This is a genomic window from Pseudoalteromonas sp. D15MCD-2 (genome assembly GCF_038562745.1).
Taxonomy (GTDB): domain Bacteria; phylum Pseudomonadota; class Gammaproteobacteria; order Enterobacterales; family Alteromonadaceae; genus Pseudoalteromonas.
In genome coordinates this window covers 1,596,925-1,610,656 of sequence record NZ_JBCFQE010000001.1, presented here as the reverse complement: position 1 = coordinate 1,610,656, position 13,732 = coordinate 1,596,925, and the positions used below count along the sequence as shown (strand labels likewise).

The 13,732-nt window shown below is 39.4% G+C and carries 13 protein-coding genes; 6 read left to right on the top strand and 7 right to left on the bottom strand.

Translation table 11 applies throughout. The features are described from left to right. Window positions 1–9: 9 nt before the first annotated feature. Both AADY36_RS07290 and AADY36_RS07285 read right to left on the bottom strand, forming a co-directional pair. A complete protein-coding gene (locus AADY36_RS07290; RefSeq protein ID WP_055020827.1) occupies window positions 10–1,278 on the bottom strand; it encodes an ABC transporter substrate-binding protein in 1,269 nt (422 codons plus the stop codon). A 122-nt stretch (window positions 1,279–1,400) separates the two neighbouring features. Next, window positions 1,401–3,419 carry an ATP-binding protein gene (locus AADY36_RS07285; RefSeq protein ID WP_342408759.1) on the bottom strand — a complete coding sequence of 673 codons (2,019 nt, stop codon included), beginning with the start codon at window positions 3,417–3,419 and terminating at the stop codon, window positions 1,401–1,403. A 329-nt stretch (window positions 3,420–3,748) separates the two neighbouring features. Here AADY36_RS07285 and AADY36_RS07280 point away from each other — a divergent pair, with 329 nt between their 5' ends. From AADY36_RS07280 to AADY36_RS07270, 3 genes are all read left to right on the top strand, one after another. Further along, window positions 3,749–4,933: a diguanylate cyclase domain-containing protein gene (locus AADY36_RS07280; RefSeq protein WP_342408758.1), complete on the top strand. Its 1,185-nt coding sequence runs from the start codon at window positions 3,749–3,751 to the stop codon at window positions 4,931–4,933. An 89-nt stretch (window positions 4,934–5,022) separates the two neighbouring features. Then, window positions 5,023–5,916 (top strand): TIGR01777 family oxidoreductase, encoded by an 894-nt coding sequence (locus AADY36_RS07275; RefSeq protein WP_054561672.1) that lies wholly within the window; start codon window positions 5,023–5,025, stop codon window positions 5,914–5,916. A gap of 558 nt (window positions 5,917–6,474) precedes the next feature. Further along, entirely contained in the window at window positions 6,475–7,140 is a 666-nt protein-coding gene (locus AADY36_RS07270; RefSeq protein WP_342408757.1) for a GGDEF domain-containing protein, read from the top strand. A gap of 17 nt (window positions 7,141–7,157) precedes the next feature. On the opposite strand, the gene AADY36_RS07265 is transcribed toward AADY36_RS07270, so the two are convergent. After that, on the bottom strand, window positions 7,158–8,108 hold the full coding sequence (locus AADY36_RS07265) for a LysR family transcriptional regulator (protein WP_054561674.1): 951 nt from the start codon (window positions 8,106–8,108) through the stop codon (window positions 7,158–7,160). Between the two features lie 109 nt (window positions 8,109–8,217). Here AADY36_RS07265 and AADY36_RS07260 point away from each other — a divergent pair, with 109 nt between their 5' ends. Further along, on the top strand, window positions 8,218–9,159 hold the full coding sequence (locus AADY36_RS07260; protein ID WP_054561675.1) for a sodium-dependent bicarbonate transport family permease: 942 nt from the start codon (window positions 8,218–8,220) through the stop codon (window positions 9,157–9,159). A gap of 83 nt (window positions 9,160–9,242) precedes the next feature. After that, complete coding sequence (locus tag AADY36_RS07255; RefSeq protein ID WP_055196758.1) at window positions 9,243–9,662, top strand: hypothetical protein; 420 nt, start codon at window positions 9,243–9,245, stop codon at window positions 9,660–9,662. 13 nt (window positions 9,663–9,675) lie between these two features. On the opposite strand, the gene AADY36_RS07250 is transcribed toward AADY36_RS07255, so the two are convergent. From AADY36_RS07250 to AADY36_RS07240, 3 genes are all read right to left on the bottom strand, one after another. Next, window positions 9,676–10,056, bottom strand: a complete 381-nt coding sequence (locus AADY36_RS07250) for a hypothetical protein (protein ID WP_055196760.1) — start codon at window positions 10,054–10,056, stop codon at window positions 9,676–9,678. Window positions 10,057–10,169: 113 nt separating this feature from the next. Further along, window positions 10,170–10,754, bottom strand: a complete 585-nt coding sequence (locus AADY36_RS07245; RefSeq protein WP_055196762.1) for a hypothetical protein — start codon at window positions 10,752–10,754, stop codon at window positions 10,170–10,172. A gap of 83 nt (window positions 10,755–10,837) precedes the next feature. Then, window positions 10,838–11,020, bottom strand: a complete 183-nt coding sequence (locus AADY36_RS07240) for a hypothetical protein (RefSeq protein ID WP_342408756.1) — start codon at window positions 11,018–11,020, stop codon at window positions 10,838–10,840. Window positions 11,021–11,285: 265 nt separating this feature from the next. Between AADY36_RS07240 and sbcB the strand changes: the two genes are divergently transcribed. Continuing rightward, complete coding sequence (sbcB, locus tag AADY36_RS07235) at window positions 11,286–12,731, top strand: exodeoxyribonuclease I (RefSeq protein WP_342408755.1); 1,446 nt, start codon at window positions 11,286–11,288, stop codon at window positions 12,729–12,731. A gap of 37 nt (window positions 12,732–12,768) precedes the next feature. Here sbcB and AADY36_RS07230 read toward each other — a convergent pair whose 3' ends face one another. Beyond that, window positions 12,769–13,650 (bottom strand): NAD(P)-dependent oxidoreductase, encoded by an 882-nt coding sequence (locus tag AADY36_RS07230; protein ID WP_054561681.1) that lies wholly within the window; start codon window positions 13,648–13,650, stop codon window positions 12,769–12,771. Between the last annotated feature and the right edge of the window lie 82 nt (window positions 13,651–13,732).

Here is a 13,732-nt window from a genome sequence, read left to right as displayed (position 1 = left end):
TGTAGCTCCTTATGAGTTCAACAACTCATACCATTTATCTAAACTATAATCATAATTCGGCATTACCGTATTCCAGACCGCTATATTCGAAAAACGCTTGATATAGCTTCCTCCATCACGAGCTTGACCCGCTAGAACAGATATTTTGCCGTCTGTTCCGCGTAAATCCATGGATGCTTCTTGCCCTTCATACCAATATTGCCATTCTGCTTTTGACATAAGAGGCTGACTCCGCTCAGGATTAGAAATGTAATAACCTTGTCTTGCGATAAATGCGCCTGGATAGCCAGAAAGCCACCAATTCATGTATTCATAAGCAGCATCTTTAACATGTCCCTGTGCATTTGCTGATAAGCACATAACCCCGTGCCAAGCACGATAACCTTCTTTGGGTGAAGCATAAACAACCGGGATACCTTGCCCTTTGCAGGCACTGACTCCGGGCGAAAACATACTTTGAATAGTGACGCGTTTCATTTTCATAAAGTCGACCGACTGCGGCACCGAAGTCCAAAAGCCAGCAAAATGACCTTGCCTTTTCTTTTGCAGTAAAATTGCAAATAGCTGGTCAATTTCGCTAATACTCATATTGCCCATATCTTTAAACTTCATCAGCCCCTGCGCTTCGGCAGCCAGAGCAGAATCAAAAATACCGATTGTTGGCGCATTAACAAGCGCAACCTTACCTTTATTCTTTTCATCGAGTAACCAAGACCAAGACTCAGTTTGATAAGGAATCCCCTTTTCTATGAACTGAGTGTTGTAACCAAACGAGTCGACATTATGCACGTAAGGCAAGAAACTAATTGCATCGCTTGGTGTAGTCGCAAGCGTTCCATCTGCTTGCACGTAAAGAAGTTTGTTGGGTGAGTCACCAGCGCCTAACTTGGCTTCAGGCACAATTTTACCTGTTTTAGAGAGTGGATTGATTTCATGCCAATAGGTTAACCGCTCAGTTTCTATAGGTTGAATGGCACCTGCTTGCCAAAGAATATTAATTGAATCTGACCATTGCTCGTATAAGTCAAAACTACTTGGGTCTGATGCTGCCTTTTGCAACACCGCAGCACTGCCCATTGGGGTAAATTCAATATTAATACCCAGCTCAAGCATGGCTTTTTGTCTGAGCTCTTCTTGTAAAGTTACGTGGGTCCCCATAACCCTAATTGTGGGAGTATTCTTAGCGAATACATAGGGAGCTTTAAAGGCAACTGTTGATGCTATGGCACCAACACCTAATGTTTTTAAAAAGTCTCGGCGGTTATCTGAGTAGCCCATTTAGTATTTCCAACATATTAAACCCGTTAAAAGTATAGGTTAAATTTGAAAATTGCCTAAAATAACTACTCATTTACCCAGCAATGATTTTTCTAAGCCGAGTATTCACAAACTACAATTATTTAGATTAAAAAATGCTCTTTAGCTGTCACAATTGCTTGCTCAATAGCCGTATTTTTAACAGGCTTTGAAACAAATAAATCCATTCCAGCTCGTTTGCAAGCTGCTTTATCATCTGCAGAAGTATTTGCTGTTAAAGCAATAATATAAGTTGTATCAGTTGGGCAAATTTGCTCATCTCTTAAAATACGTGTTGCTTCAATGCCATCCATTTCTGGCATTACGCAATCCATAAAAATCAGATTGTATTTGTTTTGCTTGCATTTATTTATCGCATCAATACCATCGCAGGCATAATCGGCCGTTAAGCCTAACTTTTCTAGGTGTGCTTTTAACACAAAGCGGTTAATTTGGTTGTCATCAACAACCAGTATCGATAAAGGTAAGGCTGAAAAGTCGATATCAGAGGCATGCAGCGTATCATGTGATTGTGGCTGTCCTAGTTTTAGAGGTAATTGAATATCAAAACAACTGCCTTTTTGGAATTCGCTACTGACCTTTATTATGCCTCCCATATAATCGATAAGTTCCTTCACTATTGCAAGGCCAAGCCCTGTGCCCCCCTTTTTTCGGTCCTTATTTAGCTCTTGGGTAAATGGTGAAAAAAGTGACTTCATAAAGGTTTCCGTCATGCCTATACCCGTATCAGAAACTTGCAAATTCAAGATGACATCGTCATTTTGAACTCTAGCAGATACGTATAACTTAATAGTGCCTTGCTCAGTAAACTTTAATGCATTACTCAATAAATTAGACGCAATTTGGGTGAGTCGGGTGTTATCACAGTAAGTCCAACATTCTTCACTAATATCAATTTCGACGTCAAAATAAAGATTCTTTTCTTGATATAAAGGTAAATATAACGACGCTAAATCAACAAAAATTGTTTTTAATAAAAAGTGACTAGGCTCTAATTTCAGTTCACCATGATTTATTTTAGAAAAGTCGAGCACTTCGTTAATTATATTTAACAAAATATCTGCACTTCGTAATGCAACTTTGAGTTTTTCTTCTCGCTTTTGCTCTGACTTTTCATAGAGTAAAGTCGTTAGCATGCCTGTAATGCCATTTAACGGCGTGCGCAGTTCATGGCTGATCTTAGCAAGCAAGATACTTCGGTCTTCAAGAGTTCGCTCAGCATCGGCTTTTTGCTTTTTAAGCTCCTCACGAAGTAGCACCTCTTTCGTTACATCTTGAAAAGTACCTATTAAACGAACACATTGCCCGTTTTCAAATTCCGCTTCGCCATAGGTTGAAACCCATACAGGATTCCCTTTCGCTGTAATAAGCTGAATTTCAATATTCCAATCTTTACCATGCTCAATTGCTTCTTGGACTACTTGTTGTATTGCATCACGACTTTCACCTTCTTTATAAAATTCAATAGCCGTTTCAAGGTTTGGAGAATAATCTGCAGGGACTTCATGGATTGCTTTAGTTTGTTTACTCCAGTAGAGCTTATTTTCTAGCAAGTCGAGTTCCCAAGACCCTATACGAGCAACTTCTTCGACTTGCGCGAGCATATAGTTCTTTTTAACTAATCTCTCAGATGAGGCATTACGTGCTAATTCGTTACCTAACCATTGAGCAAATAACTCTACATAATCGTGAGACTCTTCACTAAAAGGTTTTGATACTTTAGGCGCTGAGAAGTTAACTGTGCCGAAAACACTTTTGCCAACAAAAATAGGTGCGCCAATGTAAGATTCTAGTTGAAAGTTTACATAACAAGGGTGCTGTGCAATCCGACTATTTGAGGCATGATGAAATGAAAGCGCTTTATTAGCTTCTAAAGTGTGAGCACAATAGGTACCTTCCAGATCGAATTGCGTACCAACCGGGATTGCATTATCAGGCGCCACCACATGAATGACCGTATAGAGCTTGTCATCAACTTGACTCACAATCGCAAATTCGAGATCAAATACCTCTAAACCAAATTCTAGTAACTTGATTACTTTGTCGGAAAAATCAATTTCTTGATTAGATACTATATCGTGGAATTGGCGCAGAAAGTTCACAGTCACTCCTTGTCACTTAAAACTGCATCTAGTTCAAGTTAGCATATCAATAAATTACTGAGCGTACACTTAAAACAGGCTAAAGAACCAAATTTCATTAAAAACATCATGAGATAGCATTAAAACAGACGTTTCTTGTTGATATATTGGCAAAGTTCGATGATTGGTCAATACTTTTCAACTAAGAGCTAATAATTTTAGGTTACTACTATTTTAATGTCGCTGAGAGCTAAATTTATCCTTCTACTTTCCTCTATTTTTTTAGTGGTGGTAGCCAATACCTTCATTATCTATGTATTAGATAAGCAAGGTCAGGCTAGCTTGAGGCGGTGATCCATACTCATGATGCTCTCGATGAATCTGAAAAGCTCTACAATCAAATAACGAACGCAGAAACTGGGCAACGTGGTTATTTATTAACTCAAGACCTCAACTATTTAGAACCCTACTACACAGCACTTGAACAAGTTAAACAACATTTTTTGACTATCAATAAGCTAACGCTAAATAACCCCGAACAACAAGACACTCTTACTGAAATTGATGAGCTGGTCGACAAAAAATTAGCAGAGTTAGCATTAACTGTCACACTTGTAATGCAGGGCACGCCATATGCCCTCGAAGAAGCTAAAGCGGTTGTGTTAACGAATGAGGGTAAAAAGTATATGGACCAGATCCGCGAGCATATTTTACTGTTTCAAAATACTGAGCTTGCCAAGTTAGAACAGCAAAATGCTGACTACCAAAAAAACAGACTATTTATTACTCGCTTCGTAACTTTGCAAATACCATTAATGCTCATCTTGTTAGTTTTTTGCGCTTTTTATATCAATGCAAAGCTTTTTAAACCTCTAAAGTTATTAATTCAAAACACTGATCAACTAGAAAAAGGCGAAAAACCAAAAACGTTGACGATTAGTAGCCATGATGAAATTGGCTATGTGTTAAAACGCTTTGCACGCATGAGTGACATCGTTTATGAGCGAACGAGTAAGTTAAATTTTCAAGCTAGTCATGATCATCTAACAGGCGTTTTAAATCGCACAGAGTTAAAGCCAGCATTGAAGCAAGCCATTACTACTTGCTCTGAAGACAATAAACTGGCTGTTATATTTATAGATATAAATAAATTTAAACAACTCAATGATGAATACGGCCATTTAATTGGTGACCAAGTTCTTATTGAAACCGCAAAACGGATTACGTCATCAGTTAGAGCCGATGATGATGTGTATCGTTATGGGGGAGATGAATTCGTCATAATTACACATAATATCGTTAAATACAGACACATTAATGCCATGAGCACGCATCTATTGGCACGTTTTGATAACCCATTTGTATTTGAACAGCTCACATTAAATATTTCATTAAGTATTGGGGTAGCCCTTGCTCCAGATCACAGCCTAGATCACCAAGAATTGCTGAGATTAGCTGACCAAGCAATGTATCACGCTAAACATGAGTTAAAAAATAGCTATCATATTTACAACAACCACAATCAAGAAGACTAATCTAAATTACTGCTTTATACGTATATATTTGCAAAAATCACCATCACTATGTATAAAAAATACACACAGATATTAATTAAGGCAGCACTATGCATATTTTATTAACAGGTGGAACGGGCCTTATTGGTAGACATTTGTGCCCTTTTTTATTGAATCACCACAAGGTTACTGTGCTAACACGCAACCCTATTCAAGCCGCGGTCATACTGACTCATCAAGTACACACTGTTAAGTCACTCGATGAAGTCAACTTTGAAGAGGTTGACGCTGTCATTAATCTAGCTGGAGAGCCAATCGTCAACAAGCGCTGGAGCGAGTCGCAAAAACGAACTTTGCTGAATAGCCGGATCATTCTTACTTTACAGATATCTAAAGCAATTAGCCGTTGTGAATCGCCGCCTCATACCTTTATTTCTGGCAGTGCGATTGGCTTTTATGGCCGCCAAGAAAACCAGCCAATTGATGAAAGCTTTAATGATATTTACCCTGAGTTTAGCCATGTTCTTTGCCGTGATTGGGAGCATGCAGCGACGAAAGCACAATCTGACCAAACTCGAGTATGCCTACTTCGTACAGGTATCGTATTAGCTAAGCAAGGTGGTGCTTTAGGTAAAATGCTGCCTGCTTTTAAATTTGGCTTGGGTGGACCAGTAGGTCATGGTCAACAAGGAATGTCGTGGATCCACATTGACGACATGATCCAACTCATCCTTTTTGTGCTTTCACATCAAGAGATACACGGGCCTGTCAATGCCACTGCGCCAAACCCTGTTGATAATAATGAATTTAGTCAAACACTCGCGAGTGTGATTTCGCGACCTGCCATGCTACGTATGCCTAGCTGGGTTTTAAAATTGATGATGGGAGAAATGTCTGATCTTCTGCTTCATGGTCAATTTGTGCTTCCGAATAAACTACTTAGTCACAATTACCGCTTCCACTATCCAACATTGCAGCCGGCATTAGAAAGCCTGAAATTATAGTTACAATGTACGGGTTGCTAATACCCAACTAATACATAATAATTAAATAGATTTTAGTCGAGTGATTCTTCAGGGAAAGTCATGATGCATTTACCCACCATAATCAGCATATCAATTTTATTGAATGTGATTATTGGGTCGTTCTTATTGTCTTTGTATTTTTTAAGACAACAATCAAGTTATTTATATTGGGGTAGCTCGTGTCTCATATTTGTAGGCGCACAAATAGCAGCTTCTCTGCGTATTTTTATCGACCTTCCTCTAATTACACATTATCTAGCTGATTTACTGATAATTTCAGCTCCCTTAGCAGCCATACTAGGTATTCATGCTTACAGTCAATCAGACAATAAATGTCAAAATAAATGTGCATATGTGTTAGTTGCAGCTGCAGTAATATTACTCCTTGTTTATGATTCACCATTTAGCCAGTTATTCACAACAGCCATAATTGCAGCATGTTTTAGCTATGCAGCTTTCGCGCTAAGGAAGTTGCATGTTAAACGCATCATGCATTTAGTATTACTCAAGTTGTGTTTCGTCATTCACGCTTTGATTATGGTAACCCAGTTTTCACTACTACTTAGTGATTACCTAGGTTTGTTGCAAACAGACTTGAAACAAATATTAGCTGTTATTCTCATAAGCCATATTGTTATTACCACACTAACCGCCATGATCTGGCCATTAATGATGTTCTTAGAGCATGAGCAGGTACTGAGCGACCTTGCTAATCGTGATTCGCTAACCGGTTTATTGAATCGTCGTGCGTTTATTAGCGTTAGTAACAATTATTTAGAACAAGCAAACAACAACCTAACAAAACTTTGCGCTTTGATGATAGATATCGATTTCTTCAAGAGAGTTAATGATCAGCATGGCCACGAAACGGGTGATGAAGCACTTAAGTGGGTTGCTAAAAAGATTAAAAGCCAGCTACGTGAGCACGATCTAGTAGCTAGGATTGGCGGTGAAGAGTTTGCAGTAATACTACCCAATACTAGCCAAGCTAAAGGAGAAATCTTATCTGAGCGAATTCGTTTAGCCATTCATAATGATAGCTTTGTGCACAATGACAATGAAATAAACCTGTCTATCAGTATCGGCATCATCACCCATAAATCGGGCACAAATAATGTTAACGAGTTACTGGCAGAAGCCGACAAAGGCTTATACAAAGCAAAATTAAATGGCCGTAATCAGGTTGTGACCATGGCATTTTAACGCAACAACTTGTTAGTTTAATTTAAGCTCTCATTTAGCTGGCTTAGCTCATTGGTCACCCACTGTTTATCTAAGCATTGCTCTAAGTTCAGTTGGGCAAATTTTAAAAAGTTGCGCGCCGCATGTGATAAATGGCGATCGGTGCGCACTACAAAATACCAATGGCTGGCCAAATTCACATCTTCAACATTTAGCATGCAAAAACTCGTATCGTGAGGTGGCAGTACATGGCGCGAAACCACCCCCAGCCCCATTCCTGAGCCAACAGCAACACGAATAGCCTCGTTACTCGCCATTTGAACTGTGTTGCTAAGGACAAAACCTCTGCTTTGCAGTTCACTCTCAAACAGCATTCGCGTAGCTGAACCTGGCTCGCGAAGTAAAAAACGTTCACTCACTAAGTCATGTAAAGTTACATGACTTTTACTCGCAAGCTTATGGTTATTTGCCGCAATAAATACAAGAGGATTTTGTAAAAACCGCCCCGCTTTTGCGTGTTCTAACGAAGGGGGATGACTAAATACATAAATATCGTCTTCGCCTCTTTCAAACCGGGCAAGCACCTCAGCACGATTACCAATTTCTAGTGGCAATTCAACATGCGGATGTAAATTACTATACGGACCAAGTAACTTAGGCAAAATATATTGTGCGGTGTTAACCATGGCTATTTTACAGCGCCCGCGCTCACCGCCTCTAAGCTCAGCTAAGTAATCTTGATAGTCATCAAAATGACCAAACACCTGCTGACATGTTTGAAACAACGCAAAACCTGCTTCTGTAACATGTATACGCTGCTGGTTAACCATCACTAATGGCTCATTAACTGTTTCTTGTAAGCGTTTAATTTGTTGCGAAACCGTTGGTTGCGTTAAGTGTAACTGCCTTGCTGTTTCACTGATAGAGCGCGTTTTTACCACACACATAAACACTTCTAGTAAGCGAAAAGAAATATGTCTTAAGTCCATAAAACCCAACCCATAGATTATTATCTATAAGATACTATCACTTATTTAATTATTTACTATGTGAATTTTTATCTAGAATAGCGACGCTTTTAACCAAGAGGAGAACAAAGTGCCTGATATTGTTGTAATGTTTTTTGTTTTAGGACTCACAGCCGGATTACTTCGCTCTGACCTAAAAATTCCGCAAGCAACCTATGAAACTCTTAGCCTATTGTTGATGCTCACCATTGGCTTAAAAGGCGGCATGGTGCTACATGGCAATTTACATTGGCAACTCTTACCCGAAATGGGCGCTGTGTTACTGCTTGGCGGCTTAATACCTTTAATGCTTTACCCAGTTTTAAACAAACTGCTAAACCTCTCTGTTGCTAATAGCGCAAGTATTGCCGCCCACTATGGTTCAGTAAGTGCAGGTACATTCGCCGTTGCTTTAGCATATGCCGAATCGAACTCACTTAATGTGGGTGCTGAAGTCACGCTTTACTTAGTAATGCTTGAGTTACCTGCCATCATCGTTGGTTTGTTACTATTCCGCCGTCTGGGAAATGGGTCTGGGCAAAACCTATCACTCAAAGCGCTATGGCATGAAACACTGACTAACAAAAGCGTGATTCTGCTTGTAGGTGGTGTAATTATTGGCATGATGTACGGCACACAACAAGGCAGCCAAGTAACTAGCCTTTTAACAAACAGCTTTAAAGTTGTATTAGCGTTATTCTTGCTCGAAATGGGTTTAATGGCTGCACAAACACTGCGCCCTATTCCATGGCATCATTGGCGTTTAGCATTATTTGCACTTATAACACCTAACCTATTGGGTGCTATCGGCGTCTGTGTTGGTACTGCCCTTCAACTCGAACTGGGCTCGGTAGTAATATTAGCAAGCCTAGTTGCTAGTGCCTCTTATATTGCTGCTCCAGCGGCTATTAAAGCAGCGATTCCTGATGCTGATATAGGCTTAGCCATGTTATGTTCTTTAGGTATTACCTTTCCTTTCAATGTATTACTAGGAATTGGCTTGTATCATCAAATAGCATTGTATATGAATTAAAAGATTCGCTAAGTATCACTTTATGCATGAGATTTTTTAAAAAGTCGTTTAATATAAATAAAAAAGCAGTGCAAGGACATGCTATGTTCAATCAAACGCTTAGCACTGAGCAACAGCATGTAAGTGATATTTTTATGCGCTTATGTACGCTTTGCCAGGTGCAAAATAATTTAGAATTAGAGCAACATTTATCATTACAACGTGGCTTTTGTGAGCAAAGCATTGAGCTTGCAACTGTTCCTTATGAGTTAATTGATAAAGTGACTAAAGCTTCTGAGGTTAGCTTTGATTCACTACTTAATGGTAATAACCAAACCACAGCTATACTCGATGGGCCGGTATTAGAAGCAGTGAGTAACGGTATTATCAAGAGTATAAAAAAGCTATCAATGGCGGGGTTAATTAAGGGTGAAAATCAAACGCAAGAAGCACTTAGTCAACTTGCAGATATTCAGCTAAAACAAATAGCAAAAGAGCTCAAAATACAAAGCCAGGTTAAATAACCTGGCTTTTTTACTAATTCTTACCTTTGTACATTTTCTCGTAAATGTCAGATATGTTGTTTTGCTTATCGTAGTATCGCTGCAGCTCTCCAAGCGATAACTCCTTTATTTTATCGCTACCAAGCCCAGTCGGTTCTGCTAATTTAAAATTTGCAGCGTGCGGTGAAGTGCCCATTAAGGTCGCAATTTCGTTCTTTAGTTGTTCAGCTTTATTGAATAGTTTAATTGCTTTGCTGATATCTGTTTCATGCTCGGCTTGTAACGTGCACCAAACAACCTCAACAGACTTAGACCTGATTTGATCTTCAAAGATATTTTTGCGCGCAATCAACCATGTACTTGCAATCAGCAAGATGGCTAAAACGGCAATGGCTATGTAAATTAGTTCAAGCATTACGATCCCTCGGTAAACTAAATGTTACTATACACCCAAACTTGGTCCGTAATACATCAGGAAAAAGCATTATAAATGCTAGTATGAGACTGAAAATCATCTAATAATTAATGTTAAGTTTTTGTTCCAAACGGCCAGCTTGGACTAAGTAATAGTTTTAATTTGGTTTTCAAAAGACCCGGAAACAACATCACAACAGCAAGCACAATACTAATGTAGAGCACAATAAAGCTATACATGTAGTGTATATAGGCGTGTTCTTCTTGAATGTTTAAGACAACAAATTTAACCCACACAATTAAATGTGCGATTGTCACTACGATCGTAAGCTTAAATACACTTAAAAACAGCTCTCCATACTTATAGCTGAATCGCTGATGCAATTTGTATAGGATATATAAACTTAATAGGTTTATCCCAGCCACAATCAGATAAACATTTTGAGCAATTCCACTTTCACCGGTTTCTTGCACGTAGATCAGTACTTTTTCCATCAGTAGAGATGTAAGTTGATATTTAAAAACAACCACGGCTATTGATAAGAAATCACTGAAGAGCTCTCTATTTCGTAGTGCTCTATAAAATGATAGGACTAAAGCAACTGCATAACTTATTGCAATGATAACTTGCACTGAAAACACTTTATGAACAGCTGTTGCTACAAGCAACTCATTGTATAATTCGACTAAATATTGCATGAATCATCCTACTAAAGATGTTCATAATCATAATCTTATAGTATAAAAAAAACCAGCTCTTGGCTGGTTTTCTTTAATTTATATTAATTTTCTTTTTTCTTCGGGTTAAGAATGATTATCCCACCAGTTCCCTGTAATTCTTGATTTTTCTTTTTAGGGTTTAGAATAATTATTCCACCAGTACCTTGAAGTTTTGTAGTATCAAAGCTTGAAACTGGTGCTGCGTCGAATGCTAAAGCAGATAGTAATAAAGCTGATAAAGTCATTTTTTTGTTCCTTCATTGTTAAAGATAGTTTTCGTTAGCAAATACCGAGCCACTAAAATACAAATTTGGGTAAAAACTAACGACTAGACCCTATATAAGCATAAAATTAAACCGTTAGGCCATTTTTTATACTAACCGTGTATGCAAAACGTACGCTGAACGGCATCAAACCGTTTAGCTCTATAAACTAGCTAGGCTCTATGCCATAATTCTGTTAATTCAAAAAATAAGTCAAAGCGGTCCTACGCTTAGCAAGGTTTAATGCATGGCATATCCAGAACAACAGCAACCAACAATTTATTGGCACGACTACGAAACATTTGGCGCAAGCCCTCAAAAGGACCGACCGAGTCAATTTGCAGGTATTCGTACCGATCTCGATTTGAATATTATTGGTGAGCCGTTAATTGAGTATTGCAAGCCAGCTGCCGATTATTTGCCCCACCCTGAAGCGTGTTTAATAACGGGTATTACCCCACAAGTTGCGATGCAAAAAGGCTTAGTCGAAGCTGAGTTTATGGCAAAGATCCATGCTGAATTTAGCCAACCTAATACCTGTGTTGCGGGCTATAACAGTATCCGTTTTGATGATGAAGTCACACGTTACAGCTTATATCGTAACTTTTATGACCCATACGAGCGTGAATACAAAAACAATAATAGCCGCTGGGATATTATTGATTTAGTGCGTGCCTGTTATGCACTACGCCCAGAAGGCATTGAATGGCCGCTTAAAGAAGACGGGTCACCGAGCTTTAAGCTCGAGCATTTAACCGTTGCCAATGGCATTGAGCACGCTGCTGCTCACGATGCATTAAGTGATGTAACGGCAACCATAGCGTTGGCAAAATTAATAAAAGAAAAACAACCTAAGTTGTATCAGTTCTTCTTTAGCTTACGCTCTAAAAAAGCACTGGCTGATTTAGTTGATGTATTTAACATGACACCACTGGTGCACACTTCATCACGAATTCCAGCAAGCCAAGGCTGCACCAGCTGGATTGCACCAATGAGCTTTCACCCAGTCAATAAAAACGCCATTATTTGCTTTAATTTGACTGAAGATCCGCAAGTCTTATTAGATTTATCAGTTGAAGAGCTACGAACGCGTCTTTACACAAAACACAGCGACCTTGGCGAAGACGAAGCACCGGTAGGCTTAAAACTCGTGCATTTAAACAAGTGCCCTATTCTTGCACCAGCAAAAACCTTGTTACCAGAGAACGCAGCACGTTTAGGTATTGACCGCGAAAAATGCCTACAAAATCTCGCTATTTTAAAATCCAATACTGAGCTTCGCGACAAAGTCACCGAAGTGTTTAACGAACAACGTGATTATGGCGAAACCACTAACCCTGATTATCAACTTTATGATGGTTTTACCAGCCATGCTGATAAAGCAAAATTTGCTATGATACGTGATGCAAGCCCTGAGCAATTAGCCTCAATGCAGCTTGATTTCGATGATAAAAAGTTTGCTACCTTGTTATTTAGATACCGCGCGCGAAACTGGCCACACACCCTTAGCCAAGATGAATTAGCCAGTTGGCGCCAGTATTGCCAAAACAAGCTAATGCATGGCGAAGATAGCCCGTCGATAAGTGGCCAAGATTTCATGATCACCCTGGAAAATCTGGCTCATGAAAATGATGATAACGAGAAAAATCTGCATATTTTAAAAGCCTTGTACAATTACGCACAAAGCATGTAAAAAAACGCGACAATTATTGTCGCGTTTTTTATGAATATTACTTTTTATGTAACGCTTCGATACGCGCTAATAAGCTAGAGGTGTCGAAACGGCCGCCGCCTAAAGCTTGTACATCGGCGTAATATTGATCAACTGTTGCCGTCATCGGCAAAGTTGCGCCGTTTGCCTTTGCCTCATCCAAAGCGATGCCTAAATCTTTGCGCATCCAATCTACAGCGAAACCAAACTCGTATTCGCCAGCCCACATTGTTTTGTAGCGGTTTTCCATTTGCCATGAGCCTGCAGCGCCTTTAGAGATGGTTTCAATTACTTTTTCACCATCAAGGCCAGCTTGTTTTGCAAAGTGTAAACCCTCAGCCAAGCCTTGCACCACACCAGCAATACAAATTTGATTTACCATTTTACAAAGTTGACCAGAACCTACTTCACCTAATAATTGGCTAAAACGGCTAAAAGCAGCCATGACAGGTTGAACAACATTAAAATCAGCTTCGTCGCCACCAACCATCACAGTTAATACACCATTTTCTGCACCCGCTTGGCCGCCAGAAACCGGCGCATCTAAAAATCCGATGCCTTGTAATTTTGCTTGAGCGCCAACTTCACGTGCCACTTCAGCTGATGTTGTAGTGTGGTCAACTAAATAGCTGCCCTCATGCATGCTTGCCAGCACACCATTTTCACCATAAACAACTGAACGTAAATCATCATCATTGCCTACGCACATGAAAACGATATCAGCCCCTTTTGCGGCTTCACTTGGCGTTTCAGAGTATTCACCTTGATACTCTGATACCCACTTTTGCGCTTTAGCCGTTGTGCGGTTGTAAACTGTCACACTGTGACCTGCGTTGGCAAGGTGACCCGCCATTGGATAACCCATTACACCTAATCCGATGAAGGCGACTTTCATTGACATAAAACTGACCTATTTGAGTGATAAATTAGTAACAATTTCATTATCTCAACCGAATAACTAAAAAGCGAATGAAAAAAAGTTC

What these genes read in the sequence shown, in the direction of transcription:
- AADY36_RS07290 (WP_055020827.1), bottom strand. Translation starts at nt 1,278, where the DNA reads ATGGGCTACTCAGATAACCGCCGAGACTTTTTAAAAACATTAGGTGTT.
- AADY36_RS07275 (WP_054561672.1), top strand. Translation starts at nt 5,023, where the DNA reads ATGCATATTTTATTAACAGGTGGAACGGGCCTTATTGGTAGACATTTG.
- AADY36_RS07270 (WP_342408757.1), top strand. Translation starts at nt 6,475, where the DNA reads ATGGTAACCCAGTTTTCACTACTACTTAGTGATTACCTAGGTTTGTTG.
- AADY36_RS07265 (WP_054561674.1), bottom strand. Translation starts at nt 8,108, where the DNA reads ATGGACTTAAGACATATTTCTTTTCGCTTACTAGAAGTGTTTATGTGT.
- AADY36_RS07255 (WP_055196758.1), top strand. Translation starts at nt 9,243, where the DNA reads ATGTTCAATCAAACGCTTAGCACTGAGCAACAGCATGTAAGTGATATT.
- AADY36_RS07250 (WP_055196760.1), bottom strand. Translation starts at nt 10,056, where the DNA reads ATGCTTGAACTAATTTACATAGCCATTGCCGTTTTAGCCATCTTGCTG.
- AADY36_RS07245 (WP_055196762.1), bottom strand. Translation starts at nt 10,754, where the DNA reads ATGCAATATTTAGTCGAATTATACAATGAGTTGCTTGTAGCAACAGCT.
- AADY36_RS07240 (WP_342408756.1), bottom strand. Translation starts at nt 11,020, where the DNA reads ATGACTTTATCAGCTTTATTACTATCTGCTTTAGCATTCGACGCAGCA.
- sbcB (WP_342408755.1), top strand. Translation starts at nt 11,286, where the DNA reads ATGGCATATCCAGAACAACAGCAACCAACAATTTATTGGCACGACTAC.
- AADY36_RS07230 (WP_054561681.1), bottom strand. Translation starts at nt 13,650, where the DNA reads ATGTCAATGAAAGTCGCCTTCATCGGATTAGGTGTAATGGGTTATCCA.